At 73.6% G+C, this 19,750-nt stretch carries 12 protein-coding genes; 2 read left to right on the top strand and 10 right to left on the bottom strand.

All coding sequences use genetic code 11. The features are described 5' to 3' along the window. Window positions 1-577: 577 nt before the first annotated feature. Both ACFVGO_RS31385 and ACFVGO_RS31390 read left to right on the top strand, forming a co-directional pair. Window positions 578-4,627: a polymorphic toxin-type HINT domain-containing protein gene (locus ACFVGO_RS31385; RefSeq protein WP_380635396.1), complete on the top strand. Its 4,050-nt coding sequence runs from the start codon at window positions 578-580 to the stop codon at window positions 4,625-4,627. A 16-nt stretch (window positions 4,628-4,643) separates the two neighbouring features. After that, window positions 4,644-4,985, top strand: coding sequence for a hypothetical protein (locus ACFVGO_RS31390; RefSeq protein ID WP_380359278.1), 342 nt, complete (start codon window positions 4,644-4,646; stop codon window positions 4,983-4,985). Window positions 4,986-5,177: 192 nt separating this feature from the next. Here the strand turns inward: ACFVGO_RS31390 and ACFVGO_RS31395 are convergent, their stop codons facing one another. The 10 genes from ACFVGO_RS31395 to ACFVGO_RS31440 form a co-directional block, all read right to left on the bottom strand. Then, a complete protein-coding gene (locus ACFVGO_RS31395) occupies window positions 5,178-6,080 on the bottom strand; it encodes an aminoglycoside phosphotransferase family protein (RefSeq protein WP_359909533.1) in 903 nt (300 codons plus the stop codon). Then, the gene (locus ACFVGO_RS31400) at window positions 6,077-7,339 is read right to left on the bottom strand and encodes an MFS transporter (RefSeq protein WP_380635398.1); all 1,263 of its coding nucleotides are present in this window, start codon (window positions 7,337-7,339) and stop codon (window positions 6,077-6,079) included. The genes ACFVGO_RS31395 and ACFVGO_RS31400 overlap by 4 nt, the downstream gene beginning before the upstream one ends. Continuing rightward, window positions 7,336-9,969 (bottom strand): lantibiotic dehydratase, encoded by a 2,634-nt coding sequence (locus tag ACFVGO_RS31405; RefSeq protein ID WP_380635400.1) that lies wholly within the window; start codon window positions 9,967-9,969, stop codon window positions 7,336-7,338. The genes ACFVGO_RS31400 and ACFVGO_RS31405 overlap by 4 nt, the downstream gene beginning before the upstream one ends. A 4-nt stretch (window positions 9,970-9,973) precedes the next feature. After that, a complete protein-coding gene (locus ACFVGO_RS31410) occupies window positions 9,974-10,909 on the bottom strand; it encodes a PHP domain-containing protein (protein ID WP_380635402.1) in 936 nt (311 codons plus the stop codon). 48 nt (window positions 10,910-10,957) lie between these two features. Continuing rightward, window positions 10,958-12,010: a hypothetical protein gene (locus ACFVGO_RS31415; RefSeq protein WP_359909545.1), complete on the bottom strand. Its 1,053-nt coding sequence runs from the start codon at window positions 12,008-12,010 to the stop codon at window positions 10,958-10,960. Beyond that, window positions 12,007-13,101, bottom strand: coding sequence for an arginase family protein (locus ACFVGO_RS31420; RefSeq protein ID WP_359909548.1), 1,095 nt, complete (start codon window positions 13,099-13,101; stop codon window positions 12,007-12,009). The genes ACFVGO_RS31415 and ACFVGO_RS31420 overlap by 4 nt, the downstream gene beginning before the upstream one ends. Window position 13,102: 1 nt before the next feature. Then, on the bottom strand, window positions 13,103-14,497 hold the full coding sequence (locus ACFVGO_RS31425) for a radical SAM protein (RefSeq protein WP_359909551.1): 1,395 nt from the start codon (window positions 14,495-14,497) through the stop codon (window positions 13,103-13,105). A 48-nt stretch (window positions 14,498-14,545) separates the two neighbouring features. Beyond that, window positions 14,546-17,116 (bottom strand): lantibiotic dehydratase, encoded by a 2,571-nt coding sequence (locus ACFVGO_RS31430; protein WP_380635406.1) that lies wholly within the window; start codon window positions 17,114-17,116, stop codon window positions 14,546-14,548. Window positions 17,117-17,404: 288 nt separating this feature from the next. Further along, window positions 17,405-18,634: a PLP-dependent aminotransferase family protein gene (locus ACFVGO_RS31435; protein WP_359909586.1), complete on the bottom strand. Its 1,230-nt coding sequence runs from the start codon at window positions 18,632-18,634 to the stop codon at window positions 17,405-17,407. Between the two features lie 65 nt (window positions 18,635-18,699). After that, window positions 18,700-19,665 carry an alpha-hydroxy acid oxidase gene (locus tag ACFVGO_RS31440; protein ID WP_380635408.1) on the bottom strand — a complete coding sequence of 322 codons (966 nt, stop codon included), beginning with the start codon at window positions 19,663-19,665 and terminating at the stop codon, window positions 18,700-18,702. Between the last annotated feature and the right edge of the window lie 85 nt (window positions 19,666-19,750).

Below are 19,750 nucleotides of genomic sequence, written 5' to 3' on the forward strand. Positions count from 1 at the left end.
CGCCGGGGTGCCGTCGGCGGAGGCGATCGCCGTGAGGCCGAGCGTGGCGGCCGCGGCGACGGCGCCGCCAACGAGCCAGCGGGACATGCGCTTTGCCATGAGTATTCCTCTTCGTTCGTTTGATGTTGCCCTGGTCGACAGATCGCCGGAATGGGACGAAGACCCCGGATGGAAGGCGAACCGACATGATGCGATGAAGCGTCATGAATGGCGGGAACAAGGGTTGGAGGCCACTTGACCACCCCTGTGACCATCGGCGGAAACCGCCCCATCGAACCAGATCGACTGAGCCCGCGCCAAGACCCTTTTTGCAGCTCAGGCAGGCAAGTTGTCACGATTTGGAATGCATTTGATCACATGCTGACGGTGCGACACCTTTGCCGAATTATGAACCCACTGAGGCACTTTGACTCCTTGACCTCTCTTCAACTCTTTGACTTCGTGAGCGTTCTGTTGGACCGTCATTTATCGTGGGGATCTGCCACGGCCGGGATTCGGCCGATGTCGACAGTGGAGGTTTCCCGTGCGCCAATCGATATCCCGCTCACGACGGCGAGGGAGGGGAGGGCCGCCGCTGTTGGGCAGGCTCTCCCTGAGCCTGCTGCCACTGGCCCTCACGGCCGGACTGGTCGGGGCCGGCGTGCCGAGCGCCGCCGCAGGGACGGTCGGTGGAGAGGTCCAGCCGAGCGACCGCCAACGCGCCGTTCAGGCGTGGCTCAACAGCGGCCCCCGGCTCCACGCACTCGCCGAGGCCGCGCTCACGGGCTCCGACCAGGACGTGAAGCGCTTCCTGGACACCGAGTTCGCCGCGGCGCAGAACGCGGACGACCTGCTCACCGCCACGCAGATCTCCAGCGTCGGCGGGCCGAAGGTCCGCGAGGCCGCCGACAAGGCCATCGACGGGACGGCCGCGGACCGACGCGCCTTCCTGGAGAGCGGCTGGCAGGCGGCGCTCGACGCGGACCGACGGCTGTGGATCACCCGGATCACCGACCCCGCGATGGGCGCCGGACGGAGTCTCCAGGCCGCGGGCGACGCCGCGCTGCGCAGCAACACCAGTGACGACCTGCAGCGCTTCCTGACCGAGGGCCAGTTCCCGGCGAAGGACGCCGACGACCGGGTCAAGCTGGTCCAGATCCTCAGCTCCGGTGGCCCCAACGTCCAGGCCGCGGCGCGTCTCGCGCTGAACGGCACGATCCAGGACGTGCGCGACTTCCTCGCCGTCGGCCGGTACATCGCGCAGAGCCGTGACCAGGAGCGCGCGAGCATCGCGCAGTTGGCGCAGCAGGCGAAGGACGCGAGCGCCCAGGCGGCCCAGGAGACGGCCGCGGCCATCGAGGCCAAGGACACGGCGGTCCACGAGGCGCAGAAGGCCATGGAGGCCGCCGCGCGGGCCGCGTCCGAGACCCAGCAGGCCGGCAACGACGCGGCCAAGGCCACCGCCGCCGCGAACGACGCCGCCAGTGCGGCCGACCGCGCGGGTGCCGCGGCGAAGACGGCGATGGCTGCCGCCCGCGCGGCCAACGCGGGTGCGCGCGCGGCCGCCTACGCGGCGTCCAACGCGGCCGCCGCGGCGGCCGGGGCCCAGCGCGCCGCGGCGAACGCGCGGGCGGCGGCTGCCGCGGCGGCCGGTGACGCGACCAAGGCGCACGAGGCACGGGTGGCGGCGGACGCCGCCGACGCCGCGGCGAAGATCGCCGCGGATGCGAACGCCACGCTGGTGAAGGCGAACGAGGCCGCCAAGAGCAGCAAGGACGCGGCGGGTGCCGCGCTGAGCGCCAAGGGCAACGCGGATGCCGCGGCGGGTTCGGCCGAGCAGGCCGGTGCCTACGCGGACAGCGCGGGCGGGCAGTCGGCGAAGGCCAAGCAGGCCGCGGCGGCGACGCGTCGTGCGGCCGCCGAGGCCGGCCGTGCCGCCGCCGCCTCCCAGCAGCTGGCCGGCGAGGCCGCCGCACAGGCCGAGGCCGCCAAGACGCTGCTGGCGTCCGCCGCCTCCCACGCCGCGGCCGCGGCCCAGGCCGCGCGGGACGCCGCCGACCACGCCGGCCAGAGCGCCAACGCCGCGCAGGAGGCCACCGACCACGCGAACGCCGCCTCCGGCTTCGCCACGGACGCCCAGACCGCGGTCGACAAGGCCAACGCCGTCCAGGACCTGACCCGTCGCACCGAGGCGGAGGACCTGGCCAACCGCACCGCGGCGGCTGTGGAGAAGGCCCGCAAGGCCAAGGCGGACGAGGCGGACAAGCAGGCGCAGACCAACCAGGCGGCCCAGGAGGTCCAGCAGGCGAAGGCCGAGGCCGACCGCCTCGCCCAGCTGACCAACCAGCCCGGCGCCACGCCCGCGCAGGTCGCCACCGACGGCCGCAAGCTCGCCCTCGTCTCCCGCAAGATCTCCGGCACCTGGGGAGAAGCAGCGGCCGAGGCCGCCCTCACCGGCAACGACAACGCGGTCTTCTCCTACCTGAAGGCCGGTCGCAAGCAGGCGGAGGAGCACGACGCGCGCGACCGTGCCACTCAGGTCTACACGGACTCGGAGAGCGACGCGGTCCGTACCGCCGCCTACACCGCGCTCCAGGGCAACGCCGCCCAGGTCGGCACGTTCCTGACCAGCGGTCAGGCAGAGGCTGCCGCTCCTGACAACCGGCTGACGATCACCCGCATCAGCGACAACGCCGGCCCCGCCGTCAAGGCCGCCGCCGACGCCGCGCTGCGGACCAACACCCCGGCCGCGCTGCGGGACTTCCTCGGCAAGGGACTGGCCGACGCCCAGGCCGCCGACGACCGGCTGACCGCCGTCCGGCTGGAGGACGCCCAGGACACCGAGCCCGAGCTCAAGGCCGCGGCCAAGGTCGCCCTCGAAGGCCCCGTCCAGGACCTGCGCACCTTCGTGGCCCGGGGCCAGTACACCGCCCAGCAGCGCGACCGGCTCACCGCCGTCCACGTCGCCGACGTCAAGGGCCTGATCGCCCAGGCCACCGCCGCCGCCGCGACCGCCCAGCAGAACGCGGCCACGGCCCAGGCCGCCGCCGCCATCGCGCGCGACGCCGCCAACGAGGCGAGCGGCTACGCGGCCCAGGCCCAGGCCTCGGCCAACACCGCCGCCGACCAGGTCGCCAAGGCCCAGGCCGCCGCCGACGCCGCCCAGGCCGACGCCGCCAGGGCGGCCGCATCCGCGAAGACCGCCAACGCCGCCAAGGCCTCCGCCAACCGCGACGCCGCCAAGGCGGTCTACTCGGCCAACCAGGCCGAACGCTCCGCACGGCAGGCGTACTTCGCCGCTGCCGATGCCAAGGATTCCGCCAGCGCCGCCCGTGCCTCGGCCGAGGCGGCAGGTCAGGACGCAACTGCCGCCCAGGCCGCTTACGAGGACGCCCAGGCGGACTACCAGGCCAAGTACGACGCCGAGGAGAAGGCCCGGCTGGCCAAGCTGGAGGCGGAGCGCAAGGAAGCCGAGAAGCAGGCCCAGGCCGAGAAGCAGAAGCAGGACGCGATCGCGGGGATCGAGGAGGAGATCAAGAAGGCGAAGGAGGACAGCGAGAACGTCAGCTACCTCTACCGCCTCTTCTCCGAGAGCATCCACCTCACCCTCGACGTCATCGGCGGCGCGGGCGGCGTCATCGCCCCCGGCCTCGCCGACATCGCGGACCTCGTCAACTGCGCCTACTACGCGGTCGAGGGCAGGACCACCGAGGCGGTCACGTCCTGCATCGGCGCGATCCCCTTCATCGGTGACGGTGCCGCCGTCGCCAAGCTCGCCCAGTGGGCCAAGAAGTTCGGCTCCTGGGGCGAGAAGGCCGTCGAGTTCATCAAGAAGCTCGTCACGCGCATTCCGCCGTCCTGCCCGCTGAACAGCTTCCCGGCCGGCACCCGCGTCCTGATGGCCGACGGTTCCACCCGTGCCATCGAGACCGTCCAGGTCGGCGACGAGGTCCTCGCCACCGACCCTGCGGCCGGAGCGACCGGCCCCCGCCGGGTCTCGAACACCATCTACACCCCGGACGACCGCGACTTCACCGACATCTCCCTCGGCGCGGGCCGGTCACTCACCAGCACCGACCACCACCCCTTCTGGGCCGAGAACCGGAAGCAGTGGACCGACGCCGCCGACCTCAAGCCCGGCGACGAACTGCGCGACCCGGCCGGACAGGCCCGGCCGATCGAGAACGTCCGGCACTGGAACACCCTCCAGCCCGCCTACAACCTCACCGTCGACGACCTCCACACGTACTACGTGCTGGCCGGCGACCTGCCGGTCCTGGTCCACAACACGGACCCGGCATGTGCGACTCACCTTGCCCTCGGCCTCGAATCCATCCGCGGACAGGAAGTCGGGACGCTCGACCGGTTCGCGCAGGGCCTTGGAGCCGTGACCTACAAGAACGGGCCCTTCGGTGACCTGATTCCCCGGGGCGTGGCAACTCCTGAGAATCTCAGCAAGATGATCGATCGGGTCGTCTCCGGCGGTGGAAAGATCAGTTTCAACATGAAGGGCGTTCAGGACGTCGAGGGCATCCTCAAGGGGATGGACTACGGCAACGGTTACACCTCGCACGAGTTGAGGTACATCTGCGGAAACCCGGCGGTTCGTAGGATCACCACGTTCATCAACGGCGACGCTCCCTGCTAGCGACTAGGGTGACGCCATGAACCTGGAGATCTCCTTCGACAGCGGGAAGCGGAACACTCGGCCCGTGATGGTGGCTCTACCCGATGGTGGAGGGCAGGTGCTCGGCGAGTTGACCGCTCGGGAGCAGCGGCCCGGAGGGTTCGAATGGCTTCAGGTCGTCATGAAGGTCTGGTACCGCCACGTTCTTCCGGTTGCGCCGTTCACCGAGTCGATCGAGGCGGGCTCCGTCGAGACATGGGTTCCCGTCGACTCCGTGACCTTCCTCGACGGCTACGACTACTCGGGAGTCAGGAACATGAGCCCGGGTGAAGGCCGGCCGGAGGGTGCTCCGCGGTTTCCGATGCCGTGGGAGGTATGAGCATGTGACGGGTCGTACGGTGCGGTGAAGCGTCTTCCCCGCATCACGCGCCCGTCGGACGCTCGACGCCGAGAGGTCCTCGCCGACACATGTCGGCGAGGACCTCTCGGCGTTACTGCGGCTGTGGTCGTGGAAGACCCCGACAGGCGGGTGCGAGCGGGTGATCCGGGTGTTCGCGGCCCCGTTCGGCCGCTACAGGGCGGTGAGGCGCAGCGCCAGGTCGCGGGCGTGGGTGGCGGCGGTGGGGCCGCGGGTGGCGTCGGGGGCTTCGGAGAGGAAGACCAGGGCGAGCATCAGGGCGGCGTCCAGGCGGCAGGCGAGGAGGCAGGGGTCGTCCTCGTCGGGGACGGGGGCGACGGTGGCGTAGCCGGCGCGCAGGGCGGCCGGGTCGAGGTCGTTCTCCGGGTAGCGGGCGTACTCGGCGAGGCGGCCGAACTCCAGGGCGGGGGTGCCGAGCAGGGCGTTCGACCAGTCGAGGAGGGCGGTGGTGCGGCCCCGGCTGCGGCGGATGTTGGAGCTGCGGACGTCGAGGTGGAGCAGGCTGGTCCCGGTGAGGGAGGAGAGGTGGCGGGCCAGGAGGTCGGCGGCCGGGGGCTCGGGCAGGTCGTCGACGCGGCGGGCGAGTTCGGCCCAGCGGCGGCCTATCCGGGTGGTGAGGACGTCGGTCGTGCTGCCGCCCTCGGCGGCGACGGGACGCAGCCGCGGCGGGGGCACCTGGTGGAGCCGGGCGAGGAGTTGTCCGAGGGCGTGGGAGTCGAGCGGGGAGCCGTCGTCGTCGACGTAGTCGGAGAGCAGCACGTCGGGGGAGTTCGGGTCGTCGGCGAGGACCAGGTCCCGGGCCCGGGCGACGGGCAGGCCGTGCTCGGCGAGGTGCCGGGCGATGGCGTGCTCCTGGACGAGCAGGGCGCGGGTGTCCACGTACGGGTCGTTGGCGTTGGAGTCGAACCGCCGGTGCGCGAGCCGTACGGCGACCGGTGCGCCGTCCCGGCCCCGGGCCCGGAAGACGGTGAACTCCAGTCCCTTGCCGACGAGTTCGAGGCCGCTCAGGCCCCACTGTTCGGCCAGTCGGTCCAGTACGGCGAAACGCTCGCTCATTGTGCATCCTCGGGAGTCTTGCGACGGTCGGTCACCCTGCTGTCCTTCAGCAGGGCGTAGGCGATCGGCAGGCAGGTCAGCAGGGTGACCACGCCGCCGAGGGCGAAGGCGGCGCGCGGTCCGGCGGAGGCGCTCACCCGGCCGAAGACCAGCGCGCCGAGGGGCATCGTGCCCCAGGCGAAGAGCCGGTAGACGCCGGTGGCCCGGCCGAGCATCCGGTCCGGGATGATCGTCTGGCGCAGCGAGACGGCGACGACGTTCCAGACCATCAGGGCGAAGCCGGTGGCGCAGTAGGCGGCGGACACCACCCACACCCGGTCGGTCGCGCCCACCGCCAGGCCGGCGACGCCCATCGTGGCCAGGCCGCCGACCAGTGCGGGGACCCGGCCGATCGCCGTGGTCAGCCGGCTCGCGACCGTGCTGCCGATCACGCCGCCGACGGCCCCGGCGGCGAGCAGCGCCCCGTACGCGGAGTCCGGGAGGTTCAGCACGTCGTGCACCAGGATGACGAAGACGGCGATCTGGCCCAGGTAGACGGCGTTGATGACACCGGCGGAGACGGTCAGGGCGCGCAGCAGCGGATCGCGCAGGACGAAGGCGACGCCCTCGCGGATGTCCGCCAGCAGGCGGGGGCGGGGCTTCTCCGCAAGCGATCCGGGTTCGGGTTCGGGGTCCGGGGCGGGGCCGCGGATGCCGCGCAGCAGCACCGCGGAGACCAGGAAGGAGACCGCGTCGATCAGCAGCGGAACGGTCCGGCCCACGGTGAACAGCACGCCGCCGACGACCTGCCCGAGCAGGTCGCGGCCGATCGTCTGGACGGCGAAGAGCCGGCCGTTCGCCGACTCCAGGCGTTCCTCGGGGACGACGCTCGGCAGCAGGGCGAAGGACGCGCAGTCGAACAGCACTTCGCCGACGCCCAGCAGGAAGGCGGCGGTGAGCAGGGGCCAGAAGGTCAGCCGGTCGGCGGCGAGCAGCACGACGGTGAGGACCAGCACCGCCGCGCGCAGCAGGTCGGCGAGGACCATCAGCAGGCGGCGTTCGAAGCGGTCGGCGTAGGCCCCGGCGGGCAGGGCGAACAGCAGCCAGGGCAGCGTGGTCGCGGCGGTGACGGCGGACACCTGGAAGGCGTCGTGCAGCACCGCGGTGGACAGCAGCGGCAGCGCGGCGAAGCGCATGCCGTCGCCGATCGCGGAGGAGGCCGCGGCGCCGATGACCCGGTGGTAGCCGGAGGCGGGACGGACGGCGGTGTCGGTGCTCACCCGCGCGGCTCCGGGAGGGATTCCGGCCCGGTGGGCGCGCTGTCCCAGGCGCCGGTGCCGTCCCCCGCAGAGAAGACGGCGCAGCGCAGTTCGCTGGTGTACCGGTGGCCGTCCACCTCCAGCCAGCGCTGGTCGGGGGCGGGCAGCATCTCGGAGATCTCCAGGGTGCCTTCGGCCCTGGCGGCCAGCCGGCCCAACTGCCGTACCAGCAGGGGGGAATCCCAGTCGACGTAGACCGGCTTCGGTTCGCCGGGGACCTTGACGAAGACGTGTCGGGGCAGCCGGAGTTCGGCGCGCAGCCGGCAGGCGGCGACGAACCGGGCGGCGTCGTCCCGGCCGGTCGGCCGGCCGAGGGCGGTGGTGTCGCGCAGCCGCTCGGCGGGGATGCGCCAGGTCTCGCGCTGCAGTACGACGCGGCCGCAGCGGATGCGCGGGATGTGCGCGAGGTGGGGGGCGTTCAGTCCGGCGCCGCCGAAGTGGCGGGGGAAGGCGAACGGGGAGAGCGGGTCCTGCCGGATGCTCGGGCCGCCGGCCGGGGGCGCCATCAGCCGCAGCCGGCCCTCGACGCCGCGGGCGCGCAGTTCCAGCCGGTCGCCGCGCAGCACCAGGTACAGCTGGGAGGGCTGCAGGACCCGGTCGCGGGTCTGTGCGGAGCGGCCGTAGACCTCCAGGTCGTGGCAGGGGTAGACGAGTTGGGTGGAGGACTTGTCGGGGTGGCCGCGGGACAGGTTGGCGAGGACCTCGTCGTCCGCGAGCAGGGACTGGTAGCCGCGGTACACCTCGGAGAGCAGTTCGGGGGTGTGCTCCTGGATCAGCGGGCCGAAGCTGGTGTGGGTGATGACCTCCCGCACCGCGTGGCAGTCGCCGATGACGGCGGTGAACCGGCCCTCGGCCAGGTCCTCCCGGCTGGCGGCGGCGAACAGGACGTCCGGGTCGCAGACGGCCGGCGGGCTGCTGGGCCGGCCGGCGAGGACGGCCGCCATCCGGTCCCGGTCCACCACGACCTCGGAGCGGTCCGGGTCGGTCGCGGCCCCGCCGAGCAGGGCGGCGCCGATCGCCCGGTCCAGTTCGGCGAGTTCGGCCTCGACGGCGAGGCACTCGCGGGCGATGGCGTCCCGGTCGCGGAAGAACTCGGCGTAGAGCACGTCCAGCGGGATCTCCACCCCGGGGCCGAAGCGCTCGGCCACCCACCGGGTGAGGATGACCAGTTCGCGCCGCATCCGCAGGCGCGGGCCGGCCAGCACGGTCTCGTACACGATGGACAGTTCGTCGGTGATGAAGCGGGCGAGGTCCGGGCCGACGGTCAGGTCGGCGGGCCGGCCGCGGGCCTCCTCGAACAGGATGCTGCGGTCGGCGTAGTGCAGGCCGCTGTTGCGGTTGGCGGGGCCGCCGGTCAGCTGCTCGAACCGGGCCTTGCCGGCGGCGAGCGCGGCCGCGCGGTCGGGCAGCGGCAGCCGGGCGAAGCGGGTCAGGTCCGCCTCGAAGCCGTCGATCGCGGCGAGCAGCGGGGCGGCCGGTTCGGCGGGGGCGGCGAGCAGCTGCTCGCGCAGGGCGGCCAGCGGCCGGTGGTCGCCGATCGGGATCTCGAACTCGACGACCACCCATTCGCGGTCGGCGAGTTCGGCGAGGGCCGTGTCGAAGGGGACCGGGCCGGGCAGCTCGTCCTGCCAGGCCTGCCGCAGTTCGTGCAGGGTGCGTTCGCCGTCGCAGTGCTGCCACAGCCAGGCCTCGTACGGTTCCACCGGCCGCCCGCCGAGGTGCTGGAAGTCCCAGTCGGTGTCCAGGCCGTCGCGGGTGGTGAAGGCGTACAGGTCGATCCGGCCGTCGCGCAGGAAGGACAGCGGGCGGCGCCGGGGCCGGGCGTGGTCGAGCAGGCCGGGGACGGCGGCGGCGCTCTGGGCGAGCTTCTCGGCGGCCCAGTGGCTGAACAGCGCGCGCCGTTCCAGCTCCCGCTCGCCGGTCCAGGTGATGCCGGGGGCGGTGCCGAGGCGGCCGGGGGTGAAGGGGCCGAAGTGCGAGTGGGTCTCGTTCTTGGTGGTGACCCGTTGGAGGTACATGGTGAGCAGGTCGGTCATCTTGCGGGTGCGCCGGCCGGTCGTGCCGTCGTGGCCGTCGAGCCAGGCGGCGAAGGTGGGGTAGGCGGAGTCGTTGGAGAGCAGCAGGACCTGCCGCAGGCGTTCGTCGCCGAAGGCCTCGACCACGGCGGCCCCGGCCCGGTCGAGGCGGTCCTGGTGCCGGGCGGCGAAGCGGGTCTGCTCCTCGGCGAAGTGCCGGGCGGCGTCCTGGTAGCCGCGCAGGGTGGCGGCCGCCTCGGCGGGTACGGCGGCGGCCGCGGCGGCGAGCGCGGGCTCGGGGACGGGCAGCAGGAAGCCGGCCGGGGAGGAGAGCCGGGCGGCGCCGGGCACCGGGTGCCGGCGCAGGGCGGCCTTGAACTCCTCGGCCAGCGCCTTCAACCGCTGCCCGTGGGCGACGAGTTCGCGGGCCTCCTCGGCGGCGGCCGGGTCCGCCAGGGGGGCGAGCAGCTCCATCGGGAAGCCGGCCTGGCGGAGCACGACGACCGGCGCGAGCTGCCAGGCGACGCGCGCACCGGGCTCGGCGGTGGTGGTCCGGGGGTCGTTGACGGTGGTCACAGCCTCACCTGGGAATCGAGTGGACGGGCGGACGCCGGTCGTGCAGGGCGTCCAGGACGGCGAGCGGGTCGGTGGGGAGCGCGGGCAGCAGGCCGGGGCCGGTCGCCCAGGGCTTGACCCGTACCCCGTGGTAGTCGGACCCGGCGGTGGCGACCAGGCCGAGCCGCCCGGCCGCCGCGGCGAGCCGGGCGCTGTCGGCCGGGGTGTGCCAGCTGGTCCACACCTCCAGCCCGGCCAGGCCGGCCGCGCGCAGCGGCTCCAGCAGCGCCGCGCACTGCGGGGCGTCCAGGTCGGCGGTGAGCGGGCCGGGGTGGGCGAGGACGGCGACCCCGCCCGCCTGTTCGATCCAGGACAGCACCTCCACCAGGTCGGGGTTGACCGGGTGTTCGACGTGCAGCGGCCGGCCGGGCCGGCACCAGTCGGCGACGAGGCGGGCGAAGCGGTCGTCGCCCTCGCGGTACGGCGCGAACCGGGGGTCGTCCTCGGCGGCCTCCAGCAGCAGGGCAAGGTAGTCGTTGACGTAGGCGACCCGGTCGCCGCCGAGGCGCCGTTCGACGTCGGCCCTGGCGAGCGGCACCCCGAGGGCCTGCACCCGGTCGGTCCAGGTGCGCCACCAGGCCAGTTCGGCGTCGTGGACGCGCCCGATCCGCTGCCGGAACGGTTCGTCGCCGGGGTCGACGAAGTAGGCCAGGCAGTGGGTCTCCTCGCCGCGCCAGCTGGTGGTGATCTCGCAGGCCGGTACCACGGTGAGGCGCCCGCCGGCGGCCCGGTCGAAGGCGGCGACGCCCGCGAGGGTGTTGTGGTCCGTCACGGCTGCCACCCGCAGGCCGGCCTCGACGCACCGCCGGGCCAGTTCGGCCGGCGCCTCGTCGCCGTCCGAGTGCCGGGTGTGCAGGTGCAGGTCGACCGGGGTGGCCAGGGTGGCGGGCGCGCCCCGCATCAGCAGGTCCCCCGCATCGGCTGGATCCGCATCAGCAGGCCCCCCGCATCAGCGGGCTCCGGGCAGGGTGCGCCGCCAGGAGGCGGCCAGCCAGCGCTCGTACTCGGGGCCGGACGGGTCGTCCACGACCAGGCAGAGCGGCTCGATGATCCGCCCCGCGCCGCCGGCCAGGCCGCCGTGCAGCATGGTCAGGTTGTGGCCGAGCAGCAGGTCGCAGTGCTCGCCCGGGGCGAGCACCTCCCAGCGGCGGCGGAACCGCGCCCAGGTCAGGCCGGTGGCCATGAGCACCTGGTGGCAGAAGAGCCGGGCCGCCTCGCCCCGGCACTCGCCGCACGGACAGCCGTGGGCCAGCGGCACGGCGGCGGGGAAGCGCCGGCGCTCCTCCTTGGTCAGCACGGCCTCGCCGTGGTGGAAGGACAGGCCGTGCCAGAGCGGCTCCTCCAGTCCGAGCATGGCGCCCACCGAGGGGTAGGCGCAGCCGTGCTCCGGCTGGCGCTCCAGGCCGCGGGCCAGGTTGTCGCCGAGCCAGCGCGCCGCGGTGGCCGCGGCGTCCGGCCCCCGGTCGATGCCGCGCCGCTCCAGCACGTCGTCGATCACGCCGAGCCAGTCGTAGTACGTGGTGACGCTCAGCCCCTCGCCGACCTCGGGCAGGAAGATGCCCTGGTACATCTTGTGCGCGGGGGTGGTGGTGTACCCGGAGTCGCCGTAGGTGCGCCGGGCCGGGTCCCAGTCGGGGACGTCCTGGAGGCTGGGCGTCAGGTACGAGCAGTGCTGGCCGTCGTGGTGGGGCAGCAGGGTCCGGGTGGCGCAGCCCTCGGGCACGTAGGTCTGCTGCGCCCGGTCGACCTCCAGCCGCATCCGGGCGGGGGCGCCGCGGGCGATCAGCGTGGTGCGGACGCGTTCGACGATGGAGGTGGACAGCCGGCGGCTGTCCTCGACCCCGAGCCGCAGCCGGCCGATCCGGAAGACCGCCCAGCCGGTCCGGTGGATGACGTCGACGGCCTCGGCGGCGAGGGCGTCCAGTGCCCGCTCGCGCTCGGCGGGGGCGTCGGAGAGCAGCGGGGTGCAGTCGAACCGCGCTTCGTGGGGGGTGAATCTCACCGGTGCTCCTGGGGTGCGGAGGGGGTGCCGGGGGCCCAGGGCGCGAGTTCGGCCGGGGCCACGTCGGTGCGGAACAGGAACTCGAAGAGCAGTCGGGCGGCGATCTGCGCGGTGCCGCCGGACGGGTCGTAGCGGGGCGCGATCTCGGCGATGTCGACGGCGCCGACGGGCAGCGCCCGCAGCTCCTCGTAGACGTCGAGGAGGTCGCCGATGCCGATGCCGCCCATGGTGACGTGTCCGGTGCCGGTCGCCGCGGCGCTGTCGAGCACGTCGATGTCGAGGGAGACGTAGACGGTGTCGCAGCGCGAGCCGAGCTCCTCGATCACCGGGCGCAGGGCGGCGGCGGCGCCGTCCCGGGTGATGGAGGAGCCGGGTACGACGTGGAAGCCGCTGTCGAGCAGGCCGCGGAACTGGTCGTACTTGGTGACGTCCCCGACGCCGACGAAGGCGATGTCCTCCGGGCGCATCCCCGGGATCTCGCTGATCCGGCGGGAGTTGGAGCCGTGGTACAGCGGACCGTGCAGGGTGCTCCAGTTGCCGAAGTCGAAGTGGTGGTCGATGTTGATGAACCCCACCCGGCCGGCGCCGCGGTCGAGCCGTCCGGCGCGGAAGCCGGCGAAGGTGGGGAAGGTGCAGGAGTGGTCGCCGTTGAGGAAGATCAGGCGCGGGGCGTTGCAGCTCAGGCGGCGGCTCTCGGCGGCGACGGCCTGGAAGGTCTTCACCGTGTCGGTCGGGTAGATGTGCAGGTCTCCGGCGTCCGCGACGCTGGGCGCGTGGTAGCGGAAGGTCTGCCCGGTGCGGGTGTCCAGCATCCGCCACTGGCCGAGGCTGGTGAGGTAGCTGGAGAACACCAGGCTGGCCTGGCGGATCGCCCGCGGTCCCTCCGCGGCGCCCGGGCGGGAGCTGGCGGTGGCGTCGTAGGGCACGCCGGACACCACCCAGCCCGTCTCGCCCACGTCCACCTGGTCGGCGGTGGTGGTGGGGGCGCCGAACAGGGTGCCGACGCCGGCCCAGCCCGGCAGCGGGTCCTGCTCGAAGTCCTCGGGCTTGACGCTGTTCCGGAGCGCTTCGAAGTCGGGGAGCTCGGTCATGTCAGTCCTCCTGCACGGCGGACGCGGCGGGCACGCCGGGCGCCGTGGGTGCGGTGGGCGCGGCGGGCGGGGTGGGCGCGGCGACGGGCAGCGGGGCCCGGATGACGTCGTGCGCGGCGGCGATCTTCTCCTGGAACAGGTCCCAGCTGGCCTCGGGTGACAGGTGCCGGGGCTGGTAGACGACCGGGGCGTCCTCCCGCCAGTCGGCGAAGTCCCAGTTGAAGATGCGCTCGCGCAGCCTGGGGAAGTCCGGGGTGAGCGGGTACGGCACGAAGTTGTACAGGTTGAAGAGCCACAGCGCCGATTCGTTCTCCCGCATCCAGGCGACGGTCTGGCCGTGCGCGGCCTCCGTCTCCTCGTCGAGGCCGCCCATCATGTTGAGGACGATCTTCAGCCCGGCGTCGCTGAGTTGACGGATCTTCGAAGTGTAGTCGTCCAGGCCGCGGGAGAGCTTGTTGAGCCGCTTCAGCATCTGCGAGTCGGCCGACTCGAAGCCGAGCTCCACGGCGACGACCCCGAGTTCGAGCATGGCCTCGACGATCCACTCCTTCACCTGCATCACGTGGGTCTGCACGATGAAGCGGTAGCCGGGGCGGTCGCGGAAGACGTCCAGCAGGTTGCCGACGGCCTCGCGGGACTGGCCGAAGGTCTTGTCGCCGATGTAGAAGAGCCGGGTGTCGGGGAACCGGGTGGTCAGCTCGTCCACTTCCTGGGCGAGCGCGTCCTTGGCGACCAGGGTGAGCTGCTTGCTCCAGGCGTCGCCGCAGAACGAGCACTGGTACAGGCAGCCGTGGCTGGCGTTGAGCCGCAGCAGCGGCACCCGGCCGTGGTAGCCGCCGAGGTGGCGGTAGTCCGGGGCCCAGGTGATCCGGTCGGAGACCAGGCCGGGCAGCAGGGGCTTCTCCAGGCTGCCGCCGGAGCCGGAGGCGAGTTCGACGAGGCGGCGCACGAAGCCGGCGTCGAGCTGGCCGCGGTGCACGGCGTGCACGGCGCCGTCCGGGGCGAGCGGGGCCATGTTCCCGCCGAGGACGACGCGCCGGCCGGCGTGCTCCAGCCGCTTGGCCACCTCCAGGGCGAGGCGGAGGTTCTGGGCGAGCGGGGACATCAGGACCAGGTCACCGGGGGCGGTCGCGTCCAGCAGCGGTTCGGCGCAGTCCTCCGGCTCGGCCGGGGTCCTGGACAGGTCGCGGAAGACGGAGTCGAGCCCCGCGGTGTTCAGCAGGGCGGTCAGGTGGGCGACCCACAGCGGCATCTCCCACAGGCCGTCGGTCGGGATGAAGTACTCGGGCAGCAGGGCCCGGAAGCGCCGGTCGTAGTCGTCGTAGTAGCGCGACAGGTTCGGGTCGGGGTCGTGGCTGGAGGGGAAGGGCAACTGGACGATGCAGCTCTTGGTCATGAGCGGTGCCTTCGGTCGGTGAGGGCGTGGGTCCTCGACGTGGAGCACTCAGTGGGACCGGCGCGAGAAGACCGCACAACGCAGCTCGCTGGTGTGACGTTCTCCGTCGATGTCGAGCCAGAGGTGCTCCGGGGCGGGGAGCATTTCGCTGAACTCCAGGGGGGCGGCCGTCCTCCGGGCGAGCCGGAGGACCTGCCGGACGATGAGGGGGGACTCCCAGTCGACGTAGACCGGTTTCGGCTCGCCGGGGATCTTCAGGAAGCCGTGGCGCGGCAGGCCGAGGTCGCGGCAGAGCCTGCGGGCGGCGGCGAACTCGGGGGCGTCGCCCTTGGACCGGTGGACGCCGGGGCTCCAGCCGCGCAGCGCCTCGGCGGGGATGCGCCAGCGCTCCCGGTGCAGCACGATCCGGCCGCAGCGGATGCGGGGCACGTGGTCGCGGTCCCGGTCGCGGATGCCGACCCCGCCGAAGTGCCGGGGGAAGGCGAACGGGGAGAGCGGGTCCTGGCGGATGCTGGGGCCGCCGGCCAGCGGGGCGAGCAGCTTCAGCCGGCCCGCGAGGCCGTGGGCGCGCAGCTCCATCCGGTCGGCGGTGGCCACCAGGTACAGCCGGTCGGGCCGCAGGACGTCGCCGCGGGCCTTCGGGGAGAGCCCGTACACCTCCAGGTCCGGGCAGGGGTAGGTGAGTTGGGCGCCGGTCTTGTCGGGGTGCGAGCGGGAGAGGTCGACCAGCACCTCGTCCTCGTCGAGCAGTTCCCGGTACCGGGTGTGGATCTCGTCCAGCAGCTCCGGCGCCTCGGCCTGGAGCATCGGGGCGAAGCTGGAGTGGGTGAGCGCCTCGCGCACGGCGTGGCAGTCGCCGACGACGGCGAGGAAGTCGCCGCGCGCGATCGCGGCGGCGTCCGGTGCGGCGAGCATCACGTCCGGGTTGCACAGCGCGGGCGGGGTGTCCGGGTGGCGGGCGAGGAGCTCCTCCAGCCGGGCCCGGTCGACGACGCTCTCGGGCCGGCCGTCCTCGGCGCCGTCCAGCAGCAGGGCGACGACCTCGCGGTCGAGCGCCTCGATCTCCCGGTCCACCTCCTCGCACCGCGCGGCGAGGCGCGGCTTGTCGGCGAAGAAGGCGGCGTAGAAGTCCGGCAGCGGTACGGGCGTGCCGAGGCCGAAGCGCCGTGCCGTCCAGTGCCGCAGGACCTCCAGTTCGCGGCGGATCCGCAGCCGGGGGACGAGCAGGGTCAGGTCGTAGACCGCGGACAGCTCGCGGCCGATCAGCCCGGTGACGTCCGGGCCGAGGACGACGTCCTCGACCGGGCTGTACGCCTCCTCGTAGAGGATGCTCCGGTCGGCGTAGTGCCGGCCCTCGGAGCGGTTGGCCGCCGACCCGGTGACCTCCTCGAAGGCCTCCTTGAGCTCGCCGAGCAGGGCCGCGCGCCGCGCCGTCGGGCCCTCGGCGAAGCGGCGCAGCCCGTCCTCGAAGCGGCGCACCACGGCGAGGTCGGGGGAGTCCTCGGCGAGGTGCCCGGCGAGCGAGCGCAGCACGTCGGTGGACCCGATCGGGATCTCCCAGCGTCCGATCAGCCAGTCCTGGTCGACGAGTTCGGCGAGCACGTGGTCGAAGTCGAGGTCGGCCGGGCGGTCCGGGCGTTCGGCCCAGGCGGCGCGCAGCCGCGCCACCGTGCGCTCCCCGTCGCAGTGCTCCCAGAGCCAGGAGCGGTGGGTGTCGAAGGTGTCGGACTTCACCGCGACGAAGCGCCAGCCGTCCGGCATGCCGGTGGTGGACTCGAACGCGTACAGCCGGACCAGGGGGCCGTCGGCGAAGGCGAGCGGGCGCCGGCGGGGGCGCACCGTCTCGAAGGCCTCCGGCCGGGCGCTGAAGACCTCGGCCATCGCCTCGCCCGCCCAGTGGCTGAGCAGGGCGATCCGGCGCAGCGGGCCGGTGGACCAGGTGATGCCGGTGGCGGCGGTGCCCTCGGGGGCCGCCCGGGCGACGGCGAGGGGGCCGAAGTGCGAGTGGGTCTCGTTCTTGGTGGTGACCCGCTGGAGGTACATGGCGAGCAGGTCGGTCATCCGCTTGACGTGTCCGTCCGACCCGGTGCCGCCGGCGGCGATCCAGGCGGTGAACTCCTCGAAGCGGGCGTCGTTGGACAGCAGCAGGACCTGTTGGAGGGAGGGCTCGCGGAACAGGTCCACGACGGTCCGGCGGGCCCGGGCGAGGGCGGTGCCGTGCTCCTGTTCGAAGGCCTTCCAGTGGCCGTCCAGGGCCTGCACCGCGTCCTGGTAGCGCTTGGCCGAGTCCAGGGCGGCGGGGCCGAGTTCGGCTTCGAGCCGGGCGAGGTCGGCGGGCGGGAAGGGGCGGAGCATGCCGACGCCGGAGGCGAGGTCGCCCCGGGTGCCGGCCTGCTCCGCGCGCAGGGCGGCCTTCAACTCCCGCCCCAGTTCTACGGCTTCGTCCCGCAGGGCGAGGACGGTGTCGGCGGCCCGGGCGGTCGGACGGTCGACGACGCGGTCCAGTAGCGAGAGCGGGTAGCCCGCGTGGCGCAGCATCGCGACCGGGGCGAGCGACCACCCCCGGCCGCCGCCCTGCGCGGGTTGCACGGTGTCGGGGCGCTGCCTCGGTTCGTCCATGATCGTCCCCTCATGGCTGACTTGATCACGACAGTTCGTGACCATACCCAGACGTCGAGAGGTCTTTCAATAACGATGTGGTCAACCCGTCGGGTTCCGGCCGGAACTGGCCGGTCGACAGCCGAAACTCCGAGGTCGTGCAGCGGGGCTGGGCCATTGGGATGGCTTCAGTGGGGCTCATTCGTCCGGAAATTGACGACGGATCAGGTGTCGGGCCGGTCGTGGCACGAGCCGTCGGGGCCGGACGCGCCGGAGGGGCGCCCCGGGCGGGGCGCCCCTCCGGGTGGGTCAGGACTGCGCGGCGAGCAGCGCGGCCAGCCCGTCCAGCCCCCGGTCGAGCGTGGCCGGGTCGACCTGGCTGACGGAGAGCCGCAGCTGGTGCTCCCCGCCCGCGCCCGGATAGAAGTGCGACATCGGGGTCCAGATCACCCCGTACTCCGAGGCCGAGCGTTCCAGCAGCGCGTCGTCCACCACGCACGGCACCGTGAGCACCAGGAAGAACCCGCCGCGCGGCTCGTTCCAGGTCACCCCGCTGCCGGGCGGGAAACGCTCGGCCAGGCCCTCCAGCACCAGCGAGAGGTTGCGCCGGTAGAGCGCGGCCACCTCGGTGTTGGCGGCCCGCAGGCTGTGGCCGTGCTCCAGCAGCGCGCCGCCGATCACGGCCTGGGCGATCGGCGAGGTGTTCACCGTGGTCATGCTCTTGATCATGCCGAGCAGGTCGGCGAACAGCTCGGTGCCTCCCCGCCCGTCCGCCACCAGCTGGTCCGCCACCACGTAGCCGACCCGGGCGCCGGGCAGGGCCGTCTTGGCGAAGGAACCGAGGTGGACCACCCGCCGCTCGGTGTCCAGCGCCTTGAGCGAGGGCAGCCGCTCGTCACCGGCGAAGACGCAGTACGGGTTGTCCTCCAGCAGCAGGAAGTCCTCCTCGGCGGCCAGCGCCAGCAGCTCCCGGCGCAGCTCCAGCGGCAGGCTGGCCCCGCTCGGGTTGGCCACGTCCGGCACCAGGTACAGCGCCCGCGGACGCAGGCCCTCGGCGCGGGCGGCGGCCAGCCGGCGGCGCAGGTCGGCGAGGTCCACGCCGTCCGGGCCGTCGGCCACCGCCCGCACCGGCAGGTCGGCGAGCAGCGCCGCGCCGGTCAGGCCCACGTAGGTGGGGGAGACGGCCAGCACCACGTCCTCGGGGCCGCGGCGCAGCGCCCGCAGCACCAGGAACATCGCCTCCTGGCAGCCCACCGTCACCACGATCGACTCGGCGGGCACCTCGATGCCCTCGTCCGTCGCGAGGTGGGTGGCGATCAGGTCGTGGATGATCCCCTTGGTCCGCCCGTACTGGAGCACCTGGCGGCGGGCCGCCTCCTCGCTCAGCCCGCGCTCGGTGCGCAGGTGGTCGAGGTAGCGGTCCAGGTGGCGGTGGACGGCGTCCAGCTCGAAGAACTGCTCGGCCGGGCGCCCGGCCGCGAAGGAGACCGCCTCCGGGTAGCGGATGGAGATCTCGTTGAGCAGGTTCATCGAGGTCATCGCCGGGTCGGCGAGGGAGGAGTGCAGGCCCGCGAGCAGCAGGTCGTGCGGTGCGGCGATGGTGGTCACGGGGTGCTCCAGGTGGTGCCGGGCAGGGTGGTGGTGCGCAGTTCGGCGGCGGCCCGCAGGTCGGCGCAGCCCGCGAGGCCGAGCGCGTGCCGCAGCTCGGCGGCGAGCAGGTCGAGGACCTCGGTGCAGCCCGCCTCGCCGCCGGCCGCCAGGCCCCAGATCAGCGGGCGCCCGAGCAGGACCCCGGAGGCGCCGAGGGCCAGCGCGGTGAGCACGTCCGAGCCGCCGCGCACCCCGCTGTCCATCAGCACCTGGCAGTCCTCGCCGGCCAGCGCCTCGGCGACGGCCGGCAGGACCGTCACCGCGGGCACGGCCCGGTCGAGCTGGCGGCCGCCGTGGTTGGAGACCACCACGGCCGCGGCGCCGATCCCGGCGGCCCGCCGGGCGTCGGCCGGGTCGAGCACGCCCTTGACCACCAGCGGCAGTTCGGTCTCCCCGCGCAGCCATTCGAGGTCGGCCCAGGTGACGCCGGGGGAGAGCAGTTCGGCGGTGTGCGCGGCCACCGCCGAGACGGCGGTGGTGGACTCGTGCGCCCGCCCGGCCGCGCCGCCCTCCAGCAGCGCCGCGCGGACGTCGGCGGGCAGCGCGAAGGCGTTCCTGGCGTCGCGCAGCCGGCGGCCCATGTACGGGACGTCGGCGGTGACCACCAGCGCCTCGCTGCCGGCCTCCTCGGCGGCCCTGACCAGGTCGAGCAGCCGGCCGCGGTCGCGCAGCCAGTACAGCTGGAACCAGAGCGTGGCGCCGGTCCCCGCCAGCTCCTCGAAGCCGATGCTGCTGAGCGTGCCGACGGTGAACGGCACGCCCGCGGCCGCGCAGGCGCGGGCCGAGGCCAGCTCGCCCTCCGGGTGGAACAGCCGGTGGTAGGCGACGGGCGCCACCGCCACCGGCAGGGCCGCCCGGCTGCGCACCAGGGTGGCGGCGGTGTCCCGGGGGGGGGGGGCGGGGAGAACCCAGGGAAACAAGCCCCCCCCATCGAAGGAGGCCCAGGTTGTTGCGGGGGGCAGGTTGTCTTTCGCGCCGCCCCCCCACCACTCCCCGACCCTCGGC

Source organism: Kitasatospora sp. NPDC057738, from assembly GCF_042798815.1.
GTDB lineage: Bacteria > Actinomycetota > Actinomycetes > Streptomycetales > Streptomycetaceae > Kitasatospora > Kitasatospora lactacystinica.

Excerpts from the sequence above, each read along its gene's own strand:
- ACFVGO_RS31435 (WP_359909586.1), bottom strand. The coding sequence starts at position 18,634 with ATGACCTCGATGAACCTGCTCAACGAGATCTCCATCCGCTACCCGGAG.
- ACFVGO_RS31425 (WP_359909551.1), bottom strand. The coding sequence starts at position 14,497 with ATGACCAAGAGCTGCATCGTCCAGTTGCCCTTCCCCTCCAGCCACGAC.
- ACFVGO_RS31430 (WP_380635406.1), bottom strand. The coding sequence starts at position 17,116 with ATGGACGAACCGAGGCAGCGCCCCGACACCGTGCAACCCGCGCAGGGC.
- ACFVGO_RS31390 (WP_380359278.1), top strand. The coding sequence starts at position 4,644 with ATGAACCTGGAGATCTCCTTCGACAGCGGGAAGCGGAACACTCGGCCC.
- ACFVGO_RS31420 (WP_359909548.1), bottom strand. The coding sequence starts at position 13,101 with ATGACCGAGCTCCCCGACTTCGAAGCGCTCCGGAACAGCGTCAAGCCC.
- ACFVGO_RS31395 (WP_359909533.1), bottom strand. The coding sequence starts at position 6,080 with ATGAGCGAGCGTTTCGCCGTACTGGACCGACTGGCCGAACAGTGGGGC.
- ACFVGO_RS31410 (WP_380635402.1), bottom strand. The coding sequence starts at position 10,909 with ATGCGGGGCGCGCCCGCCACCCTGGCCACCCCGGTCGACCTGCACCTG.